This window comes from Flavobacterium ammonificans (assembly GCF_020886115.1).
GTDB classification, from domain to species: Bacteria; Bacteroidota; Bacteroidia; order Flavobacteriales; family Flavobacteriaceae; genus Flavobacterium; species Flavobacterium ammonificans.
Genome location: NZ_AP025185.1, coordinates 1,076,339 through 1,097,906, shown reverse-complemented (window position 1 = coordinate 1,097,906; position 21,568 = coordinate 1,076,339). Strand labels below are relative to the sequence as shown.

The 21,568-nt window shown below is 34.2% G+C and carries 17 protein-coding genes and 1 riboswitch; of the genes, 10 read left to right on the top strand and 7 right to left on the bottom strand.

What is annotated here, in order from left to right; all coding sequences use genetic code 11:
- Positions 1 to 19 precede the first annotated feature (19 nt).
- A riboswitch (SAM riboswitch) is annotated at positions 20 to 126 on the bottom strand.
- A gap of 468 nt (positions 127 to 594) precedes the next feature.
- On the top strand, positions 595 to 1,845 hold the full coding sequence (metK, locus tag LPC20_RS04620) for a methionine adenosyltransferase (RefSeq protein WP_229326919.1): 1,251 nt from the start codon (positions 595 to 597) through the stop codon (positions 1,843 to 1,845).
- Between the two features lie 57 nt (positions 1,846 to 1,902).
- Here metK and LPC20_RS04615 read toward each other — a convergent pair whose 3' ends face one another.
- Together LPC20_RS04615 and LPC20_RS04610 are read right to left on the bottom strand one after the other, a co-directional pair.
- On the bottom strand, positions 1,903 to 4,653 hold the full coding sequence (locus LPC20_RS04615) for a carboxypeptidase regulatory-like domain-containing protein (RefSeq protein ID WP_229326918.1): 2,751 nt from the start codon (positions 4,651 to 4,653) through the stop codon (positions 1,903 to 1,905).
- 33 nt (positions 4,654 to 4,686) lie between these two features.
- Positions 4,687 to 5,607, bottom strand: a complete 921-nt coding sequence (locus LPC20_RS04610; RefSeq protein ID WP_229326917.1) for a GLPGLI family protein — start codon at positions 5,605 to 5,607, stop codon at positions 4,687 to 4,689.
- A gap of 260 nt (positions 5,608 to 5,867) precedes the next feature.
- Between LPC20_RS04610 and LPC20_RS04605 the strand changes: the two genes are divergently transcribed.
- Positions 5,868 to 6,482, top strand: a complete 615-nt coding sequence (locus LPC20_RS04605) for a deoxynucleoside kinase (RefSeq protein ID WP_229326916.1) — start codon at positions 5,868 to 5,870, stop codon at positions 6,480 to 6,482.
- Positions 6,483 to 6,555: 73 nt separating this feature from the next.
- Here LPC20_RS04605 and LPC20_RS04600 read toward each other — a convergent pair whose 3' ends face one another.
- The 4 genes from LPC20_RS04600 to LPC20_RS04585 form a co-directional block, all read right to left on the bottom strand.
- The gene (locus LPC20_RS04600) at positions 6,556 to 9,117 is read right to left on the bottom strand and encodes a sodium-translocating pyrophosphatase (RefSeq protein WP_229326915.1); all 2,562 of its coding nucleotides are present in this window, start codon (positions 9,115 to 9,117) and stop codon (positions 6,556 to 6,558) included.
- Between the two features lie 110 nt (positions 9,118 to 9,227).
- The gene (locus LPC20_RS04595) at positions 9,228 to 9,758 is read right to left on the bottom strand and encodes an inorganic diphosphatase (protein WP_229326914.1); all 531 of its coding nucleotides are present in this window, start codon (positions 9,756 to 9,758) and stop codon (positions 9,228 to 9,230) included.
- A gap of 216 nt (positions 9,759 to 9,974) precedes the next feature.
- On the bottom strand, positions 9,975 to 12,464 hold the full coding sequence (locus tag LPC20_RS04590) for a DUF5686 family protein (protein WP_229326912.1): 2,490 nt from the start codon (positions 12,462 to 12,464) through the stop codon (positions 9,975 to 9,977).
- 93 nt (positions 12,465 to 12,557) lie between these two features.
- On the bottom strand, positions 12,558 to 13,535 hold the full coding sequence (locus LPC20_RS04585; RefSeq protein WP_229326910.1) for a pyruvate dehydrogenase complex E1 component subunit beta: 978 nt from the start codon (positions 13,533 to 13,535) through the stop codon (positions 12,558 to 12,560).
- A 263-nt stretch (positions 13,536 to 13,798) separates the two neighbouring features.
- Here LPC20_RS04585 and LPC20_RS04580 point away from each other — a divergent pair, with 263 nt between their 5' ends.
- The 8 genes from LPC20_RS04580 (at position 13,799) to porT (ending at position 20,823) form a co-directional block, all read left to right on the top strand.
- Positions 13,799 to 14,545, top strand: a complete 747-nt coding sequence (locus LPC20_RS04580; RefSeq protein ID WP_229326907.1) for an electron transfer flavoprotein subunit beta/FixA family protein — start codon at positions 13,799 to 13,801, stop codon at positions 14,543 to 14,545.
- 45 nt (positions 14,546 to 14,590) lie between these two features.
- Complete coding sequence (locus LPC20_RS04575; protein WP_229326905.1) at positions 14,591 to 15,556, top strand: electron transfer flavoprotein subunit alpha/FixB family protein; 966 nt, start codon at positions 14,591 to 14,593, stop codon at positions 15,554 to 15,556.
- A 103-nt stretch (positions 15,557 to 15,659) separates the two neighbouring features.
- Positions 15,660 to 16,289, top strand: coding sequence for a bifunctional nuclease family protein (locus LPC20_RS04570; protein WP_229326903.1), 630 nt, complete (start codon positions 15,660 to 15,662; stop codon positions 16,287 to 16,289).
- Between the two features lie 18 nt (positions 16,290 to 16,307).
- Entirely contained in the window at positions 16,308 to 17,597 is a 1,290-nt protein-coding gene (locus LPC20_RS04565) for a metal-dependent hydrolase family protein (protein WP_229326902.1), read from the top strand.
- Positions 17,598 to 17,637: 40 nt separating this feature from the next.
- Positions 17,638 to 18,462, top strand: a complete 825-nt coding sequence (locus tag LPC20_RS04560; protein WP_229326900.1) for a thymidylate synthase — start codon at positions 17,638 to 17,640, stop codon at positions 18,460 to 18,462.
- Positions 18,463 to 18,499: 37 nt separating this feature from the next.
- The gene (locus tag LPC20_RS04555) at positions 18,500 to 18,982 is read left to right on the top strand and encodes a dihydrofolate reductase (RefSeq protein ID WP_229326898.1); all 483 of its coding nucleotides are present in this window, start codon (positions 18,500 to 18,502) and stop codon (positions 18,980 to 18,982) included.
- A gap of 388 nt (positions 18,983 to 19,370) precedes the next feature.
- Positions 19,371 to 20,102, top strand: coding sequence for a bifunctional demethylmenaquinone methyltransferase/2-methoxy-6-polyprenyl-1,4-benzoquinol methylase UbiE (gene ubiE, locus LPC20_RS04550; protein WP_229326897.1), 732 nt, complete (start codon positions 19,371 to 19,373; stop codon positions 20,100 to 20,102).
- A 1-nt stretch (position 20,103) separates the two neighbouring features.
- On the top strand, positions 20,104 to 20,823 hold the full coding sequence (porT, locus tag LPC20_RS04545; protein WP_229326896.1) for a type IX secretion/gliding motility protein PorT/SprT: 720 nt from the start codon (positions 20,104 to 20,106) through the stop codon (positions 20,821 to 20,823).
- A gap of 1 nt (position 20,824) precedes the next feature.
- Here porT and LPC20_RS04540 read toward each other — a convergent pair whose 3' ends face one another.
- Positions 20,825 to 21,556: a TrmH family RNA methyltransferase gene (locus LPC20_RS04540; protein WP_229326895.1), complete on the bottom strand. Its 732-nt coding sequence runs from the start codon at positions 21,554 to 21,556 to the stop codon at positions 20,825 to 20,827.
- Positions 21,557 to 21,568 lie beyond the last annotated feature (12 nt).

Genomic DNA, 21,568 nt, shown 5'->3' with positions numbered 1-21,568 from the left:
GTAAACTAGAAAAAATCTCGTGTTATCTTTCCACATTAATGTGGTAGAATGCAGCACCTTCTTCGATTTACCGAAGGGTTGCTAAGGCTTCACTGGGTCTAATCCCTCTACCTTTCTTTATAACATTTCAATACGTTTATTTGAACTTTGAATTGCAAATTAACGTCATAATTATTAAAGAAACAAATCTCGCCGACTTATATTCAACCTAACATAGCTCTGATAGCGGTAATGTTTCTCTTGCCAACTGTGAAAATTTTAGTTATTTTTCATTTATAAGAATCAATTTTACCCCTATAATACAACTTTACAACAGAATCAAATCGTTTTATTATGAATTCATCAAAATGAAAGAAAATTAAAAATGAACTCATTTTTTTTTATTTCGTATTAGTTAAACTATTTAAATTTTAAAAAAAAGAGAAAGTTTAATTTGGAAATCAAAATCGTTTTATAACTTTGCACTCTAATTTCAGAGGAAAAATTTGAACTGATTGCAACCTCATTAAAAAATGCTAAAGCAGGAACTTCCCTTTAGCATTTCGTGGCAATACCCTTTTTTCCTCGCTTAATTTTAAATAAAATTAAATCATTATGGCTTATTTATTTACGTCAGAATCTGTGAGTGAAGGACATCCAGACAAAATAGCTGACCAAATCTCCGATGCATTAATCGATAATTTTTTGGCATTTGATGCCGATTCAAAAGTAGCTTGTGAAACTTTGGTAACTACCGGTCAGGTAATCTTGGCTGGAGAAGTTAAATCCAATACCTACTTAGATGTGCAACAAATTGCTCGTGATGTGATCAAGAAAATTGGTTACACTAAAAGCGAATACATGTTTGAAGCGAATTCTTGTGGAATTCTTTCAGCTATTCACGAACAATCAGCTGATATCAATCAAGGAGTGGATAGAGCCAGTAAAGAAGAACAAGGAGCAGGTGACCAAGGAATGATGTTTGGTTACGCTACTAATGAGACGGAGAACTACATGCCTTTGGCTTTGGATTTATCTCACGCAATTTTGATCGAGTTGGCGAACTTGAGAAGAGAGAACAACGAAATCAAATACTTGCGTCCAGATGCTAAATCGCAAGTAACGCTTGAATATTCAGATGATAATAAACCCGTTCGTATTGATGCGATTGTAATCTCTACACAACACGACGATTTTGATGAAGAAGCTAAAATGTTAGCTAAAATCAAATCAGACTTGGTTAGTATTTTGATTCCGCGTATTAAAGCTAAATACCCACAATATGCACATTTATTCAATGATAATATTACCTATCATATCAACCCAACAGGAAAATTCGTTATTGGAGGACCTCACGGAGATACTGGTTTGACAGGAAGAAAAATCATTGTGGATACTTATGGTGGAAAAGGTGCTCACGGTGGTGGGGCATTCTCCGGAAAAGATCCATCTAAAGTTGACCGTTCTGCAGCGTATGCAACCCGTCATATTGCTAAAAACTTAGTAGCAGCGGGATTGTGTGACGAAGTTTTAGTTCAAGTATCGTACGCTATTGGTGTGGCAAAACCAACATCAATCAACGTAAACACTTACGGAACTTCTAAAGTAAGTTTGACAGATGGAGAAATAAGTAAAGTAGTGGAAGGTATTTTTGATATGCGTCCGTACTTTATTGAGCAACGTTTGAAATTAAGAAATCCTATTTATAGTGAAACAGCAGCTTACGGACATATGGGACGTACTCCTGAAACAGTTACTAAAACTTTCTCTGCTCCTGGCGGATTAACAAAAACCGTTACTGTAGATTTATTTACTTGGGAAAAATTAGATTTTGTAGATGCTGTAAAAACAGCTTTCAAATTATAAATCTTTTTATCCAAAAATATAAAACGAGTTTTCTTAAATTAAGAAAACTCGTTTTTTTTATATGTTGTATTTCAATACGAATGTAACAAACCTAGGAAGGATAATCGTCTCATTGGCATTGTATCCATTCACGCTAAATGAATTGTTCAATCTTGACTTGGTATTCAATAAGTTATTCGCTTGAATTCTGTATTCCAATTTGGCATCTTTTTTAGCATAATTGATACTTGCTGCCATAATTTTAAAATCATTGGTTAACCCAGATGTTTCATTTCTAAATCGGTTGAACGAATAATCCCAATTGATATTCAATCCTTCTAAGAAATAATAATTCAATTTCACATTTGGACTCTGAGTGGTAAATGCATTATTTGCTTGTTCAGAAAAATTGATTCTATACCCTAAATCTATATTGGGTAACTTCTTGAATTGAGTACCCAACGTTAGATTGTACCCGTGATTAACATTTTCAATTCCTTGAATAAATTCTTTAACGGCTCCACCAATAATAGCTCTGTTAAGGACAAAATTTCTATTCCAACTGGCATTTACTCCACCAGATATCTTGTAATATTTTTTAAAACTTTTAGAATAAAAAAGAGTACTATTCAAATTTTCATTTTCAGCATCTAAATTCAATCGATCAGAAGTAGAATAAATCCCTTGGAATAAAATTCCATTGACAACAGGATTTTTAGTAGTAGTGTAGGATATATTCCCAAAAATAGTGGTAAAATTATACAAATTGTATTTTGAATAATTCAATCGGTGTGAGGTAATTAATGAATTTTCTAATCCCGAATTCCCTCTTGCTATACTATTAAAATTAGTAAATACATATCCTTCAACCAAAGAGTTAATGTCGTTAAAGCCGTTTTTAACACTATAATTATAGGTAATGTTTTCTGATTTTTTCATATCCCATCTCGCAAACACATCTGGTAAAAATCGATTGAAATTCAATTGAAACGGTCTGTTAAACTGAGTGTTATTGGTACGGTATTGATGGTAGGATATCCCAGGATTAAAGGTAAATTTACCTAACATGAACTTGTAGTGAACTCCTAAGAAAGAGTCGTTAAATGAATAACGAACTTGATTACTATATAATGCATTGTCTATTTCAACGACAGACTTGTCTTGTAATATTTGTAATAAACTGGAGTTATACGATTGGAAAGCATTGGTATTCCCCACCGTTAAGTTCAAAATACTTTTATTGGTAATTTGATAGAAGTAATCCAATTTAGCATCCAACTTATTCGTTTTAACAAATCTGGATTGCTCTATATTTAAGGTGCTTTCCCTTACAAAAATAGAGCTAGGATCATTAGGGTTTGATGTATTTGAGTTTTGATATGGATTTACTGACAATTGAGGATTGTAAAATGGATCTTCATCCTCATACTGATGTTGCATCTCAACTACCCAAGTGCTTTTTGGATTTTGAGTATAAAACAAGTTTAAACTTTGATTGAATGAAATAGGATCTTGTTCTTGAAAAGAAAAAATAGAATTCGAGCTGTTAATTGGAGTTGAATTAATAAATGACGTATAATTCGTTTGGTTAACGTTGTCTTCTTGTTGCCCATTTTTTCTTAAAAAGGCATCATAATCCAATTGAAAATTATCATTGGGTTTGAACTTGGATCCGAATTTAGAAATAAAGGCTATATTTTTTGAATCGGTTTGATTTTTTCTATTTTCAAGGGTTGCGATTTGAGTAGTATTGGGTTGAAAAATACCGCGCTCTGAATTAGTAATGGACTGATTATAGGTTGAAGAATAGGCTCCGAATCCTGAAACCGTCCATTTTTTTGAAAACGAATGATTCAAATTCAGTGCCCCGAATTTATCCGTCATTTTAGCCACATTATCTCCACCAGATAAACCGAAGAAGTTTCGATTCAAATTCAATGAAGTCCCGTTTCTACCGATAGTATTTCTTGCTCCTCCTGTTATTCTGAAAAAATCAGCGGATGTTAAAGAAACTTCTCCAATATTATTCAAGTTAACAATAGTATTGACACTCGTTTTTGGAGAATAATAAAATAATTTTGGATTAACAATATATCCTCTATCATTAGCTGCACCAGCACTTATATCTCCAAACCAAAATTTATCTTTTCCTTTTTTTAGTTTAATATTAATTGCGATATCATCATTGTTATTTTCAATCCCTTTCATTTGCGAAACTTCATTGAAATTACGCATCACTTGTACCTTATCTACCGCATCAGAAGGAATGTTTTTAGAACCCAATTTTGTATCGCCTTCCATAAATGGCTTTCCGTCCACAAAAAGTTTTTTGACTTGCTTTCCTTCCACTTGAATTTGTCCATCTGACGACACTTCAAATCCAGGCAGTTTTTTAAAGACGTCTTCTAATTTTCGTTCTTCCCCAGTTTTGAATGAATCTGTGTTGTAAACGATAGTATCGCCTTTGATAGAAACAGGCATTTCACGAACAATTTCAACACCTGCCAATTCAATTCCGCCCGATTCCATTGTGATATTCTGAACTATATTTTCTGATTTTGTAGTAACTGAAATTTCTTTGTTTTGCATTCCAATATAACTCAGCTTTACAATGTAAGACGTATTCGATTTTAGATTCAAAACAAACTTCCCTTTATCACTAGTAATGGCATAGGCATCCATCGCTTTAGACGTTTGATTGACTGCCATAACATTAGCCATTTCGAGTGGCGCTTTTTCAGAGTCGAGAACAATCCCTTCAAAACGTACATTCTGACCGTAAACGAAAGGCATTACGAACAATATGATAAACAGAATTATTTTTTTCATTCCAATCAATTTTTAATTAAAGTCTTTTAGATTTTATTGCCCCATTCGTATTTGGAATCCGCCACCACCACTACGACCTTGGTTCATTTCTCTAAACTCTTCCATTTTTTTCACTACAATTTCATCATATTCATTTTGAGAGACTGTTTTGCCTTTTGAAGGCGCTTTAATTTCAGTTTTTTCTTTTGGATTCAAAACTACTTTAGAACAAAGAATAATTGTTTTACCATCGTTTACCTCTAAAATCAAACCAGGTAAACCCCAATATCCTTCAGGTCCTTGACTTACTGGAATTTCAGGAGTATACCAAGCTGTAATCGTAATTTCTTTTGGCAATTCAAGGGCGTCCATAAAACTAGTTTTAGGTGCTTCCTTTGGTTTTTCTTGTTGTGCAGTTTCTTCTTTTTTAGGCGAATCTTTTTGTGCTGCCTCTTCTTTTTTTGGACGGAAGTTTCTAAAATCTGTTTTACTAGCGGCTTTCACTGCAGTAGCTTTGTAACAGGTGTATCCGCCAATTACTCTGGTTTCAGCTTCCATTTTCCAATTCAAACTGGCTAACGAATCTTTAACTAAAAATTCCTTACCCATAAAATCTTTGTCAACACTATACGTTTTATCTTTTACGTTTTTATAGTAAGTACCTCCGCCACCTGTCATTGAACTCATCATACGAAATCCTCCTCCTTGATTTGAAGCCTCTAATTTTTCTTCTTCTTTATAAATTGAAGCCGATTTGTCAAAATTTAAAACAAAGGTTTTTTCAAACATTTTTTTCATTCGCTCTTCCATCATTTTTTGCATATCCGGAGTTATGCTTTTATTTCCTTCAAAGCGCGCTTTAAAATCTGAGGTGCTGGTTTTTGATTCGTACACCGCCATCCCTTGGAAATCTTTTTGGGCGAAAGAATTAGTGTAAACTAATGCAAAGAAAAATAGTAGAATTGTTTTTTTCATCAGGTATTGATTTATGGGTTATTTGTGCAAATATGTCGAATAAACTTCGATTTGTTACCAAAAAAATGTTAAATACATATTTTAGACTAGTTGAAAATCAAATGGTTTAATACCAATACATAAAATAACAGCAAAATAAAAACTAAGTGTTTAATTCTTCAATTGTGAATAAATCATTCGATAAAATGTGTGGCAAACATTAATTTTTATCTATTTTTACCCCTTTAGAAATTTATCAATTATTAAATCACACTACCGTAATGCATATAGCAGTAGCAGGAAACATAGGTTCAGGAAAAACAACATTAACTAATTTATTGGCTAAACATTTCAAATGGGAACCGCATTTTGAAGACGTGGTTGACAATCCGTATTTGGATGATTTCTATCACCAAATGGAGCGTTGGTCATTCAACTTGCAAATTTATTTCTTAAACAGTCGTTTTCGTCAAGTAATGCAAATTCGCGAAAGCGGTAAAAAAATCATTCAAGACAGAACGATTTACGAAGATGCTCACATCTTTGCTCCCAACTTACACGCGATGGGCTTGATGACCAATCGTGATTTCCAAAACTACTCTTCGCTTTTTGAGTTGATGGAATCTTTGGTAAAAGCACCTGATTTATTGATTTATTTGCGTAGTTCTATACCTAATTTAGTAGGTCAAATTCACAAACGTGGTCGCGAGTACGAAAACTCGATTTCAATTGATTACTTAAGCCGTTTGAACGAACGTTATGAGGCTTGGATTCATACCTATGACCGAGGAAAATTGTTAATTATCGATGTAGACAATATTAATTTTGTTGACAATCCAGAAGATTTAGGAAACATCATTAACCGAATTGACGCTGAAATCAACGGTTTGTTTTAATCTAAATCAAAATTATATTCATAAAAAAATGCCTCAAGAAATTGAGGCATTTTTATTGGTTTAAAATTGAAACCTATTTAATAGCTTCAACTTTGGCTTTCACTTCAGCTTCTGTTCCTTCAAAAACTTGAACAATTTGTTTTCCGTTTTCAGAAACAGTAACTGTTGCTTTTACTTTACCATTTTCATTGGTCATTTGAACATTCACTTGCTTTTTAGCCTCTCCTTTTTTTGCACAACAGGCTTTTTCTTCTTTCGCTATATATTTACCATTAGCATCATATTTAGATAAACACATTGCTTTTTGCTCTGGAGTACATTTAAGACTGTCGCACATTTTAGCACATTCGTCTTTAGTCATAGTAGCGCATTTGCTCATATCACAATTACCCATCATTTCTCCTTCTTCACACGATTTCATTTCAACTGTACAAGTCATTTCTTTGTGAGTTGTACTTCCTTCGCCTAAAATTGGCGCAATTACTAATCCAATCAAACACGTCAATTTAATTAAAATGTTCATTGAAGGTCCAGAAGTGTCTTTAAACGGATCTCCAACAGTATCACCAGTTACAGCTGCTTTGTGTGCGTCAGAACCTTTGTAGGTCATTTCGCCATTGATTTCTACACCTGCTTCAAAAGATTTTTTAGCATTATCCCAAGCACCTCCAGCGTTGTTTTGGAACACTGCCCAAAGCACACCTGAAACGGTAACTCCCGCCATATAACCTCCTAACATTTCCGCGATCAATTGGTTGTTATCTGCATATACTAATTTACCTAAAAGAACAATCGCAATTGGGAAACCAATCGTTAAGATTCCTGGCAACATCATTTCGCGTAAAGCCGCTTTAGTAGAAATCTCCACGCATTTACCGTATTCTGGTTTGCCAGTTCCTTCCATAATTCCTGGAATTTCTTTGAACTGACGACGCACTTCATATACCATATCCATAGCCGCTTTTCCAACCGAGTTCATTGCCAAAGCAGAGAATACAACTGGAATCATTCCTCCTACAAATAACATAGCTAAAACTGGTGCTTTGAATATATTGATTCCGTCAATACCTGTAAAGGTTACATAGGCCGCAAACAAAGCTAAGGAAGTCAAGGCAGCCGAAGCAATTGCAAAACCTTTTCCGGTTGCTGCAGTTGTGTTTCCAACAGAATCCAAAATATCAGTACGTGTACGTACTTCTTTTGGTAATTCACTCATTTCTGCAATACCTCCAGCGTTGTCTGAAATAGGTCCGAAAGCATCAATTGCTAATTGCATAGCTGTTGTAGCCATCATAGCCGAAGCTGCTAAAGCTACCCCGTAGAATCCTGCAAAAGCATAAGAAGACCAAATGGCTGCAGCGAATAAAATCACAGTTGGGAAAGTAGAAATCATTCCTGTTGCCAAACCTGCAATTACGTTAGTTCCAGCACCTGTTGAAGATTTTTGAACAATCGCCAAAACGGGTTTTGTACCTAATCCTGTATAATATTCGGTTACTGATGAAATCGCTCCACCCACAATTAAACCTACAATAGTAGCATAGAATACACGCATAGATGAAATGTCTTTCAATCCTTCGCCATAGAATTCCATTTTCATAGTAGCAGGCAACATATATGCAACTAAAAAGTAACAGGCTACTAAAGTCAATGCTATAGAAACCCAGTTTCCAATGTTCAACGCTTTTTGTACTTGTGCCTCTTTAGCATCATCACTTGAAATTTTCACTAACATCGTTCCGATGATCGAAAATAAAATTCCGAAACCAGCAATCGCCATTGGTAACAAAATTGGTCCGATTCCGCCAAAAGCATCTTCGATTTTACCACCCATATCTTTAATCACATAATTTCCAAGCACCATCGCAGCTAAAACGGTCGCTACATACGAACCAAATAAATCGGCACCCATTCCAGCAACGTCACCCACATTATCACCAACGTTATCAGCAATAGTCGCTGGGTTACGCGGATCATCCTCTGGAATACCTGCTTCTACTTTACCAACTAAGTCAGCACCAACATCGGCAGCTTTAGTATAAATACCACCACCCACACGAGCAAATAAAGCAATTGATTCTGCACCTAATGAGAATCCTGCTAAGGTTTCTAATACAATAGTCATTTTTTCAGTTCCATCAACTCCCCAAACTCCATCCATAAAGAAATGAAAGAAGAAAATAAAGAAAGCTGTTAGACCTAAAACTGCTAAACCAGCAACTCCTAATCCCATTACGGTTCCACCGCTAAATGAAACTTTTAAGGCTTGAGGCAAACTCGTACGAGCAGCTTGTGTTGTTCTTACATTGGTTTTGGTAGCAATTTTCATCCCCATATTTCCTGCTAAAGCAGAAAAGAATGCACCAAAAACAAACGCGACTACTATTAAAATATGTGTAGTAGGCACTATAAAAGAAATCCCCGCTAAAACGGCACTTGCGCCAATAACGAAGAAAGTTAATAATCTGTACTCTGCTTTAAGGAAAGCTAATGCACCCTCGTAAATGTAATCTGAAATCTCTTTCATCTTTCCATCTCCAGCGTCTTGTTTTAGTACCCAAGCTCTTTTAACCGCCATGAACAAAAGTCCAATAATTGCCATTACTATTGGCAAATAAATCATAAATGCATTCATAAAAAATAATTTTGGTTTAATTAATAATTCATTGATAACGAACGAATTTAAACAAAAAAGCAATACTCTTTTCAGAATATTGCTTTTTTTATATCAATTAACTAAAAAAATTATTTAATACTAAATAAGTTTTTAGGTTTGTTTTCAATCGCATCGAAACGCTCTGTACATTCTTTAATGATAGCGTACGCTTCGTTCACATCTCCCCAACCTTCAACATCAACTTGCTTGTTTTCTAAGTCTTTGTAGACTTGGAAAAAATGCTCAATTTCTTTGATTAAGTGTGGGTTTACATCGCTTAAATCATTTAATGAATTCCAAATTGGATCAGAAACCGGAACACAAATTACTTTCTCATCTGGTCCTTTATCGTCTGCCATGTGGAAAACACCAATTGGTTTTACTTCCATTACACAACCCGGAAAAGTAGGCTCGTTAATCAATACCAAAACGTCTAGTGGATCTCCGTCTAAAGCTAAGGTTTCAGGAATAAATCCGTAATCAGCTGGGTACATCATAGACGAGAATAACATTCTATCAAAACGCATTCTTCTAATCTTAAAATCGTATTCGTATTTGTTTCTACTTCCTCTTGGTATTTCGATTAAAACATCGAAAGTTTTTAATTTGTCTGCAGTCATTGTATTTGTTGTATTTTTCTTTTAAAATTTGGTGCAAAAGTAAGGAAACTATACGTTTTTACAAGAGTAAATTGAAGATATCTCTAGAATATTTTAAAACCGTTGCATTTTAGCCAATAATTAGAAAAAACAACAACGCTTCCATTATTCAAAATACGAACAAAGCTTCCAGCCTTGTGAAGGTTGGAAGCTTTGTGTATAAATAGTCTGTTATAATTAAAAGTGAAATCCAAAAGCGCCTTTAATGGCAAATTTATTGGCATCTGGAGTATTTAAATAGCTGCCTCGCCATGAAAAATCAATACGAAATACTTTAAATATGTTCCCAATGCCCGCACTGTATTCCCAATAGACATTTTCAGGAGCATTGTAAGCCAATCCAGAAGCATTGATCAATCGGTTCTCCTCCGATATTGTTCCATAAACAGCTCGTATTCCTATGATTTCGCGCCAGTTTAACTTTCGCATAAAAGGAATGCGAGAAAAAATGCGACCGTTAAAATTATGATCCCATTTAAAAGTGGCATACTGATCGCTTAAAAATTCGTAAAAATTAAGATTGTTAAAGGTGTTCTCAATTATAAAATAGGTTTGGTTCCCAGGAATCACACTCATTAATCCAAGTGGAATAGTGCCAAAAGTTTTCCCTAACTCCATAGTAATATTCGTTCTACCCAATGGACCAATGATGAAAGGTTGTTTATAATACAATTGCAATTTATCATACTTGAAATCACTGTTCAACACTCCTTTGAATCCGTGACTGTAATTGACAAAAAAGCGACTGTAAGGATTGTCTACGACATCTCTTTCTACTCCGTAACCAATCGTCTTTCTTTTAGGCATGAACTCAATTTGAATATTGGCTTCCGATTGTTTTACCTCACTCTGAGTAGCCGTTCTCGAAGCATCTGTATAATAATCCAAACTAAAAGTAGGCGATGCGGATGCTAAAGTACGATGAGAAATCCCTGCTTGAAAGATTAGATTTTTCACTGGCTCAATTTCAACTGAAAAGGTCGTTAGATTGATATTGGTTAACTTCCCATTATTTCCAGTAGTAAATAAAGCGGATGAAGCAAAACTTCGCCCCATCACATCATTAGTAGTAGTTAAACTCGCTCCTATTTGCTCAATATCACGTCGATTACCTCCTGAGAGAATAAGTCGGTTTTTCTTATCCACCATCCATTTCCCTGAAAAGCCGTATTTAAATTGTTGGTCTTTCAATCCATAAGCGGTAAACGCTTGAATTCGCCATGGATCATTAGGTCCAAAATAGGTTCTTCCACCAACACGCAATCGAACTCCTTCTACTTCGTTAAAACCTAATGAAGAAAAGATAGGTCCGTAATCAAAATTCTTAAACTCGACATAACCGCTACCCAAAATAGAAACCAAACTGTACATCTGTTTGAACTTTTTGACGGTTTGAAGCGTATCCAGCATTTTATAGACTCCGGCCTCGTCTTTATTTAATTTTTCGAAACGGTTTTCATGCCAATATTCTTCTGACTTTTTGTACACATCGTTGTCAATGAAATTCACTTCCTCTTTATAAAAAGCGAGCGGTTTTTCTTTATTGAATTCATGATTGCGATACAAAGTAGTTCTTTTTCCATACACCCCTTTTGAGTCTTCTTTCTTATTTAAGGCAAAATCAGACATCATATAATCTTTTGTCAACAAGAAAACAGAATCGTTAACAACTTCAAATTCTTGTTCAATATAAATGTCTTTAATCCAGTTAATGTTAGCACTTTTAGTTACTGCCATATTAATTTTTTTAATGGCAAACGTAGTATCATTCACCCAAAAATCACCTTTGAATGTCAATTCGTTTTTGCGTCTTGGATAAAATAAAATATTGTAGCATTTTTTATTGTCAATATAAGCGCTGTCTCTTAATACATAATTATAGACATCAATACCCGTTCGAGACAATGGGCTTGTAAAACTCTTGTCGAAAAAAGTCAAGTAATTGTTATAAATCGAATAATCGGTATATAAATCTTTGATAAAAGATAAAATCTGTTGATTTCCCTCAAAGCCTGAAGTTTTATTTGCTTTCAGTTTTTCTTTCACCTTTTTTTGGCGGTTATCCCCGAAAACATCAGATAAAGATTCGTTGATAAAGATAGGCAAGTAGGTTTTCCCCGTAACTTTAGAAGTATCCACATGTTTGAAAACAAACTCCATACCCTTGAAAATTTTATTTTTCATGAAAGCACTATCAATAGTGTTCATGTCAAACTCTACCTTCTCGTACTTTTCAAATTGGTATTGATTGAACTGATACAAGCCGTTCTTACGTTTTCGTTCCCAAATTTTTCGAAGAATATCCAAAGCCGGATTATTTTTTTTAGACGTTTTACCAGTAAATATAACTACCTCGTTTAAAGATTCAGCTTCATTTAAGATTGCTTTTAAATTGTAAACAACACTATTTTCTAGGATAATTTCTCTTTCTGAATATCCCGCTGACGAAATAATTAAAACGCTATGTTTTTGAGGAGACTCAATATAAAATCGCCCATCCTCATTGGCCACTACACCTATATTTGATTTTTTGAACACAACGTTGGCAAAAGGAATTGGCTGTTTTGATTTATCCAAAACAATTCCGCTGACTTTGGTCTGTGCTACAATCCACTGACTTAGAATCAGAAAAACAAATAGAATGATTTTAGAGAATTTGGCTGTCATAATTTAAAAAAAATCTCCATCAAATAGAACATCTGATGAAGATTCAAAGGTAATCTTTATATCATTGTTTAAAAAACAATAAATGAATTGTATTTATCTATTTAGCACTTTTTTTACTGCTTTGATAACATCATCAGCATTAGGCAACCATTCTTTCAATAATACAGGAGAGTATGGAGCAGGAGTATCTGCTGTTGTGATACGCTGAATCGGGGCATCTAAAAAGTCAAAAGCACGTTCTTGAACAATGTACGTAATTTCAGAAGCAACACTTGCAAACGGCCAAGCTTCTTCAAGAACAACCAATCTATTTGTTTTTCTAACCGAAGTTAAAATAGCATCATAATCCATTGGACGTACCGTTCTTAAATCAATTATCTCGCAAGATATTCCTTCTTTTGCTAATTCATCTGCAGCAATAAAAGCTTCTTTAATAATTTTTCCAAAAGAAACTATTGTTACATCGGTTCCTTCACGTTTGATATCTGCAACTCCAAGTGGAATGGTATATTCTCCATCAGGCACCTCTCCTTTATCACCATACATTTGTTCTGATTCCATAAAAATTACAGGATCGTTATCACGAATGGCTGCTTTCAATAAACCTTTAGCATCATAAGGAGTTGATGGTACTACCACTTTAAGACCCGGTGTATTGGCAAACCAATTCTCTAAAGCTTGAGAGTGAGTTGCTCCTAACTGTCCTGCAGAGGCTGTTGGTCCTCTAAAAACTATTGGCACATTAAATTGACCACCAGACATTTGACGCATCTTAGCAGCATTACTTATAATTTGATCAATTCCCACTAAACAGAAATTGAATGTCATGTACTCTACAATTGGACGACAACCATTCATTGCTGAACCTACTGCAATCCCAGAAAAACCAAGTTCTGCAATTGGAGTGTCTATAACTCTCTTTTCGCCAAACTCAGCTAGCATTCCTTTAGAAGCTTTATAAGCACCATTGTATTCAGCAACTTCTTCACCCATTAAATATATGGATTCATCTCGGCGCATTTCTTCACTCATCGCCTCACAAATAGCCTCTCTAAATTGAATCGTTCTCATAATTGTTTAGTTATATATGTAATTTCGAAAGCGCAAAAATAAATATTTTATATTACTTAAATGCATAAAATCTACTAAAATATCAAAAGTTGTATTTCACTATTTATTGGATTTGTTCAACTAGTTTAATAGTTGAAATAAGGCAAATTAGGTAAAAAGTTAAAAAAATAATAAATTAAATAAAAATATTATGCGCGCATAGTAAATATTCATTTTTATTCTATAGATTTGTACAATACAAAAGATAAAAAAAACGTATTCTTATGAAAATATTAGTTTGCATCAGCCATGTACCTGATACTACTTCGAAAATTAATTTTACTAACGGCGATACCGAATTTGATACTAATGGGGTTCAATTTGTGATCAATCCTAACGATGAATTTGGTTTAACAAGAGCTATTTGGTTTCATGAGCAACAAGGCGCTCACGTTACTGTAATTAATGTTGGTGGACCAGAAACCGAACCTACATTGAGAAAAGCACTAGCTATTGGTGCAGATGAAGCAATTCGAATCAATGCTAATCCAACAGATGGTTTTTTTGTAGCTAAACAATTAGCGCAAGTTATTCAAACCGGAGGCTACGATTTAATTATTGCTGGAAAAGAATCTTTGGATTATAATGGTGGAATGGTTCCGGGGATGATAGCTTCATTACTAGACTATAACTTTATTAATTCTTGTGTTGGATTAACTGTAGATGGTGCTAGTGCTACTGCAAGTAGAGAAATTGACGGAGGTAAAGAAATTTTATCTTCTTCTTTACCATTAATTATTGGTGGCCAAAAAGGATTGGTGGAAGAAAAAGACTTAAAAATTCCAAACATGAGAGGAATTATGACGGCACGAACTAAAGCCTTAACTATTTTAGAACCTGTTCATGCTGACGCAAAAACCAAATCAATCCAATTTGAAAAACCGGCAGCTAAATCTGCTGTAAAACTTGTTGATGCTGACAACCTTGATGAATTAATCAATTTGTTACACAATGAAGCTAAAGTAATTTAGTCCTACAAATAATTAAATTAGTATAAAAAATTTAAAAATATAAACATGTCTGTATTACTATTCGCTGAATCATCAGATGGAAAATTTAAAAAAGTAGCTTTTGAGTTGGCTTCCTACGCTAAAAAAATAGCCGAAACAACTGGAACTACTGTGACTGCAGTCACTATCAATATGAATGACGTATCAGAATTATCAAAGTACGGTGTAAATAAAGTCCTTAAAGTAACTAACGAATCTTTATCAGGGTTTTCTGCAAAAGCTTATGCTAATGTAATTGCTCAAGCTGCTAAAAAAGAAAGTAGCACTATAGTTGTTGTATCATCAACAACGGATAGTATTTATCTTTCATCCATTTTGGCTGTGAAATTAAATGCGGGTTTAGCATCCAATGTAGTTGGTCTTCCAATAAGCATTTCGCCTTTTCAAGTAAAGAGAACTGCTTTTTCTAACAAAGCATTTACAGTTACTGAAATGACTTCTGAAACTAAAATAATCGGACTTGCGAAAAACTCTTTTGGTATTTTCGAAAGTGCGGTAACTGGTTCTGAAGAAGATTTTAATCCTTCAATTGATGCTGCTGATTTTAATGTAAAAATCAATTCTGTAGAAAAAAGTTCTGGAAAAATCTCAATTGCTGATGCTGATGTAGTTGTTTCAGGAGGTAGAGGATTAAAAGGGCCAGAAAATTGGGGTATGATTGAGGAATTGGCAGGAGTTCTTGGTGCCGCTACAGCTTGTTCAAAACCGGTATCTGACTTAGGTTGGAGACCACATGGAGAACACGTTGGTCAAACAGGAAAACCTGTTGCAACTAACTTATATATTGCTATTGGTGTTTCTGGAGCAATTCAACATATTGCAGGAATCAATTCGTCTAAAATCAAAGTGGTAATCAATAGTGATCCTGAAGCGCCTTTCTTTAAGGTTGCTGACTACGGAGTTGTAGGAGATGCTTTTGAAATTGTGCCAAAATTGATTGAGAAATTTAAAACATTCAAAGCGCAACAGTAATTTTAAATTATTGGTCAAAAGGCTACCTAAAAAGTTGGATATTTGTATATTTGCTTTTTAGGTAGTCTTTTTTTTGAATACCTTCAAATCACATTCAAATGTTATGAGTTTAGTAAAATTATCAATTAAAGGAATTTCGTATAGTCAAACACAAAATGGAGCCTATGCTCTAATCCTAAATGAAGTGGATGGCGATAAAAAATTACCAATTGTTATTGGTGCTTTTGAAGCCCAATCCATTGCTATAGCATTAGAAAAAGAAATTAAACCTCCTCGCCCACTTACACACGATTTGTTTAAAAATTTTGCAGATCGTTTTGACATCGCTGTAAAGCAAGTTATCATTCACAAACTAGTAGATGGTGTGTTTTATTCGAGCATAATTTGTGAGCGTGATAAAATTGAAGAAATAATTGACGCAAGAACTTCAGATGCAATTGCCTTGGCACTTCGATTTGGAGCTCCAATTTTTACTTATAAAAATATTTTAGACAAGGCTGGTATATTTCTAAACCCAAACGCAGCAGAAACCAACAATGAGCCTCAAACCGTTGATGATTTCCTGTCCCGTTCAGAAAATTACGCGAACGAAATGGAATCAAATCGTTCTGGCGATACTTATAGCCAATTGAGTTTAAATGATTTAAATGATTTATTAGATGGTGCTGTAGAAAATGAAGATTATGAAAAAGCAGCTAAAATCAGAGACGAAATTTCAAAAAGAGATTTATAAATTTTAAAAATACAAACTATGAAAGTCAAAAATGTAATTTCGTTGTTCTTTATTGGATTCGTTTCATTTAGTGCATTTTCCCAAGATTATTACCTACACTGTGGTTCTATTTTAGACACGCAAACAGGTCAATCAACTAAAAATGCTACTATTATTGTTAAAAACAATAAAATTAGTACAATTAAAGAAGGGTTTGTTTCTAAAGACAATGCATCTGATATTGAAATCAACTTAAAAAATAAACACGTACTTCCTGGTTTAATTGATTTGCATGTACATTTGGAAAGTGAACAAAATCCAAAAAGCTATGCTGCAAAGTATACAAATAACGAAGCAGACGTGGCTTTTGAAGCAGCTCGCTTTGCCGAAATTACCTTACTTGCCGGATTCACAACTGTTCGTGATTTGGGAGGAACCGGAGTAAATATTGCGTTACGAAATGCAATTAATAAAGGAATTGCTAAAGGGCCTAGAGTGTACACCGCAGGAAAATCTATCGCTTCAACTGGTGGACATGCTGATCCAACCAATGGAAGTAATCGTTCTTTGATGGGTGATCCGGGACCTCATGAAGGTGTTGTAAATTCGCCAGAAGACGGAGTAAAAGCAGTACGCCAACGCTACAAAGAAGGTGCTGATGTCATTAAAATTACAGCAACAGGCGGTGTTTTAAGTGTGGCAAAAAATGGAAAAAATCCTCAATTTTCAATTGAAGAGATAAAAGCAATAACTACAACTGCTAAAGATTACAACATGCTAACTGCAGCTCATGCTCATGGCGACGAAGGAATGCAAAGAGCGATTCTTGGCGGAATTAAAACTATAGAGCACGGAACTTTTATGAGTGAAGAGACTATGGAATTAATGAAAAAGTACGATGCCTATTTAGTTCCCACAATTACTGCAGGAAAAGAAGTAGCTATAAAAGCGGAAGTTGAAGGGTTTTATCCAGCTATTATTGTGCCTAAAGCGAAGGAAGTTGGACCTCAAATACAGTCTACTTTTGCAAAAGCATATAAAAAAGGGGTTAAAATAGCTTTTGGCACCGATGCTGGAGTATATGACCATGGAAAAAATGGTAAAGAGTTTGGCTATATGGTGGAAGCCGGAATGCCGACTTTGGCAGCGATTCAATCTGCTACTACAACTAATGCAATGCTTTTAGGAGTTTCAAACGAAATTGGTCAAATTAAACCGAATTTCTTTGCAGACATTATTGCAGTTGACGAAAATCCACTTAACAATATTAAAACATTAGAAAACGTTCAATTTGTAATGAAAAATGGGGTGGTATATAAAAACCTTTAATATATTCTATCCCAATTAAAAGACAATTAAATTTCCTCAGATGAAACAATATGTAGACTTAGTAAAGCATGTAATGGAAAATGGTTGCCAAAAAGGAGACCGAACAGGAACAGGAACCAAAAGTGTTTTTGGTTACCAAATGCGTTTTGATTTAAATGAGGGTTTTCCAATGGTGACAACAAAAAAACTACATTTGAAATCCATAATACATGAATTACTATGGTTTTTAAAAGGCGACACCAACATTCAATACTTGCAAGAAAACGGAGTTAAAATTTGGGATGATTGGGCAGATGCAAATGGAAATCTTGGGCCAGTATATGGTCATCAATGGCGCAACTGGAATAGTGAAGAAATTGATCAAATTGAAGACCTAATCAAAGAATTAAAAACAAACCCGAATAGTAGACGACTTTTAGTATCTGCATGGAATCCATCTGTGCTTCCAGATACCACTAAATCATTTACTGAAAATGTAGCAAATAATAAAGCCGCTTTACCACCTTGTCATGCTTTTTTTCAATTTTATGTAGCAGATGGTAAGCTTTCGTGTCAATTATACCAGCGCTCAGCTGATATTTTCCTTGGAGTGCCATTCAACATTGCCTCCTATGCTTTACTGACGATGATGATTGCTCAAGTGTGTAATTTAGGAGTTGGAGAATTCATCCATACGTTTGGTGATGCCCATATTTACAATAATCATTTTGAACAATTAGAACTTCAGCTTTCTAGAGAACCGAAGCCTTTACCTAAAATGATTTTAAATCCCGCAATTACAAATATTTTTGATTTTATCTTTGATGATTTCACATTAGAAGGATATGACCCACATCCGGCAATTAAAGGAAGTGTGGCGGTATAAATAAACTTTTAAGAAATCCATCTATATATTTAGTAGCATGATTATAATGATTGCGGCTGTAGCCGAAAACAATGCTTTAGGAAAAGATAATGAACTAGTTTGGCATTTGCCAAATGACTTTAAAAGGTTTAAAGAGCTTACGACTGGTCACTACATAATCATGGGGAGAAAAACATTTGAAAGTTTTCCTAAACCACTACCAAATAGAACCCATGTAGTAATTACAAGACAAAAAGAGTATTCGCCTGAAGGCTGTATAGTAGTCAATAGTATCGAAAATGCAATTAAAGTGTGTCCAAAAGATGCTCCCGTATTTATTATTGGTGGTGGAGAAATTTACCAACAAGGATTAGAATATACTGATAAAATAGAAATTACAAAAGTACACGGCCATTTTGATGCCGATACTTTTTTTCCAGAAATTGATTTATCTAATTGGGAATTGGTAACATCAAAGTTTAACGAAAAAGACGAAAAACACTTGTTTTCCTTCACTTATCAAACTTATCTCAGAAAATAATTACTTTCAATGTATCGGGAGAGTAAATGTCTTTTGGTTTATACTGATTCCATTACCAAATACCACAAAGGCAATAGATCGTAATAAATTAAAGTTTCCAAAAACAAATTAATTCTTAAGAACGTATTAGCGTTAAAAACCCCTTAAAAAGAATAGGAGTTTGTAAAACCTGAAGACACAAATAACAATAACACTAAATTATTATTTGCTTTCTTTTTCCTCTCCCAATAAATCATTGAAAATAATTTTCATTTTGTAAAATTCATAATAAATTTTAAAGGCTACAATACCAACATTTAGTGATATTTTAGAATTAAAAAAGCGAGTTAGAAACCCACTAAATCCTTTAATTTAAAGTTGTTTGCTTATATTTGCACAAACTTTAAAAATGGCCAGCAAAATTACCCCTTACAAAGACTCTTCTTTAAGTAAAAAAGAACAGGTTGCTCAAATGTTTGACACTATTTCGGGAAACTACGATAATTTAAATCGTGTCATTTCTTTCGGAATCGATGTAAAATGGCGCAAAAAAGTGCTAAAAATGATAGGGAAATCTCATCCAAAAACCATTTTAGACATCGCAACTGGTACCGGAGATTTAGCCATTTTGATGGCACAAACCAAAGCAGACAAAATCATTGGTCTGGATATTTCTGCTGGAATGTTAGAAGTAGGTGTGCAAAAAATAGCCAACAAAAACTTATCCAAAACTATCGAGATGGTTTTAGGAGATTCAGAAAACATACCCTTTGAGGATGACTATTTTGATGCAATAACTGTTGCTTTTGGGGTTCGTAATTTTGAGAATCTAGAAAAAGGATTGTCTGAAATTTTACGCGTTTTAAAACCTAATGGTACTTTCGTGATTTTAGAAACCTCTGTGCCTGACAAAACACCTTATAAACAAGGTTATGAATTTTACAGTAAAAATATTTTACCATTAATTGGAAAATTATTTTCAAAAGACAATGTGGCGTACGGATATTTGTCAGAATCTGCAGCAGCTTTCCCTTACGGTGAAAAGTTAAACAATATTTTACGAAAAATTGGGTTTATAGATGTTGTAGCTTTACCACAAACCTTTGGGGTAGCTACTATTTATTCAGCATCTAAAAAATAATATGAAAAAACGTTATTCTCTTATTTTACTAGTTTGCTCTATGAGCATTCAGGCTCAATTTAGAGAGAGTATTTTTAGCAAAAACCCTGTTAGACACCTTGAGACTTGGCAACAACAGCCTTTGTATTTTGGTTTTTTCTTGGGCTTGAACTCCTATGATTTTAAGTTTGATTACAAAAATGAAATCGAAGATATTCAAGTTCAAAAAACAACTGGATTCAATGTGGGTTTGGTAGCCGATTTGAGGTTACAAGAATATATTAATTTGCGCTTCGAACCCGGATTGTATTATACCAAGCGAATTTTAAATTACCCCACTACTCATTTTTCGTTCGTTCCAAAAGCATCTGACACTATTCGAGAGGTAAACAGCACCTATATTCATCTTCCGTTATTGTTGAAATTTTCAGCTTTACGAACTGGAAATATTCGTCCTTTCATACTAGGAGGCGTTTCAACAACTCTAAATTTATCGAGCAATTCAAAATCCACCGACGATAATCTTGGCCAACGGTTTAGAGTAAAAGCTTGGAGTCCGAATTACGAATTAGGCTTCGGAATAGATATTTTTTCTGAGTATTTTATTTTTTCACCCTCAATTAGAGGCGTATTTAGTCTAAAAGACGAATTAATCCGAGACAATGACCCTATGAGTCCATGGACCGGAAATATAGAATCGATGAGAACAAGAGGACTCTTTATCAACTTTACTTTTCATTAACTTAAAGCGAAACCCTTCTAAATTCACTTAAAATTATAGCTGTGGCTGTGGCAACATTCAAACTTTCTGTTTTTTGAAGAGTTCCAAAACGAGGAATTGTTAATCGATGTTGAATGCTATTTTCTACTTCTTTTGAAATTCCATTTGCCTCGTTACCCATCACAATAATCCCTTCTTTAGGTAAGGTTGTAGAATAAATATTTTCGCCATTCATAAACGTTCCAAAAACAGGGAGTGAAGTTGTGGAAATAAAATCTTCTAAATTAATATAACTCACATTGACACGAGAAATTGAACCCATAGTCGCTTGGACTACTTTCGGATTATAAACATCAACCGTTTCATTTGAACAAATCAATTGTTGTATGCCAAACCAATCGCATAAGCGAATTATAGTTCCTAAGTTGCCTGGATCTCTGATAGCATCTAAGGCTACAATCAAACCCGACTGATATAATTCCTTTTGTTCAGGAATTTTAAAAACTGCTAAACAAGAACTAGCTGTTGTTAAGGCGCTGATTTTTTTTAAATCATCCGCTGAAACAATTTGTTTTTTACTGTCGTTAACAGATTTGAAATCATCTTCAGTGGTATATAACTGATGTAATTCAAAATCGGCATCTAGTAATTCTTGAACAACCTTTACCCCTTCTGCTACAAACATTTTATGAATTAAACGTTGTTTTTTTTGCTGAAGACCCGATATAAACTTTATTTGGTTTTTACTAACCATAAAAAAATGTAC

Coding starts and splice junctions, on each gene's coding strand:
- metK (WP_229326919.1), top strand. CDS start 595: ATGGCTTATTTATTTACGTCAGAATCTGTGAGTGAAGGACATCCAGAC.
- LPC20_RS04590 (WP_229326912.1), bottom strand. CDS start 12,464: ATGACAGCCAAATTCTCTAAAATCATTCTATTTGTTTTTCTGATTCTA.
- LPC20_RS04560 (WP_229326900.1), top strand. CDS start 17,638: ATGAAACAATATGTAGACTTAGTAAAGCATGTAATGGAAAATGGTTGC.
- LPC20_RS04540 (WP_229326895.1), bottom strand. CDS start 21,556: ATGGTTAGTAAAAACCAAATAAAGTTTATATCGGGTCTTCAGCAAAAA.
- LPC20_RS04610 (WP_229326917.1), bottom strand. CDS start 5,607: ATGAAAAAAACAATTCTACTATTTTTCTTTGCATTAGTTTACACTAAT.
- ubiE (WP_229326897.1), top strand. CDS start 19,371: ATGGCCAGCAAAATTACCCCTTACAAAGACTCTTCTTTAAGTAAAAAA.
- porT (WP_229326896.1), top strand. CDS start 20,104: ATGAAAAAACGTTATTCTCTTATTTTACTAGTTTGCTCTATGAGCATT.
- LPC20_RS04595 (WP_229326914.1), bottom strand. CDS start 9,758: ATGACTGCAGACAAATTAAAAACTTTCGATGTTTTAATCGAAATACCA.
- LPC20_RS04605 (WP_229326916.1), top strand. CDS start 5,868: ATGCATATAGCAGTAGCAGGAAACATAGGTTCAGGAAAAACAACATTA.
- LPC20_RS04580 (WP_229326907.1), top strand. CDS start 13,799: ATGAAAATATTAGTTTGCATCAGCCATGTACCTGATACTACTTCGAAA.
- LPC20_RS04575 (WP_229326905.1), top strand. CDS start 14,591: ATGTCTGTATTACTATTCGCTGAATCATCAGATGGAAAATTTAAAAAA.
- LPC20_RS04600 (WP_229326915.1), bottom strand. CDS start 9,117: ATGAATGCATTTATGATTTATTTGCCAATAGTAATGGCAATTATTGGA.
- LPC20_RS04570 (WP_229326903.1), top strand. CDS start 15,660: ATGAGTTTAGTAAAATTATCAATTAAAGGAATTTCGTATAGTCAAACA.
- LPC20_RS04555 (WP_229326898.1), top strand. CDS start 18,500: ATGATTATAATGATTGCGGCTGTAGCCGAAAACAATGCTTTAGGAAAA.
- LPC20_RS04565 (WP_229326902.1), top strand. CDS start 16,308: ATGAAAGTCAAAAATGTAATTTCGTTGTTCTTTATTGGATTCGTTTCA.
- LPC20_RS04615 (WP_229326918.1), bottom strand. CDS start 4,653: ATGAAAAAAATAATTCTGTTTATCATATTGTTCGTAATGCCTTTCGTT.
- LPC20_RS04585 (WP_229326910.1), bottom strand. CDS start 13,535: ATGAGAACGATTCAATTTAGAGAGGCTATTTGTGAGGCGATGAGTGAA.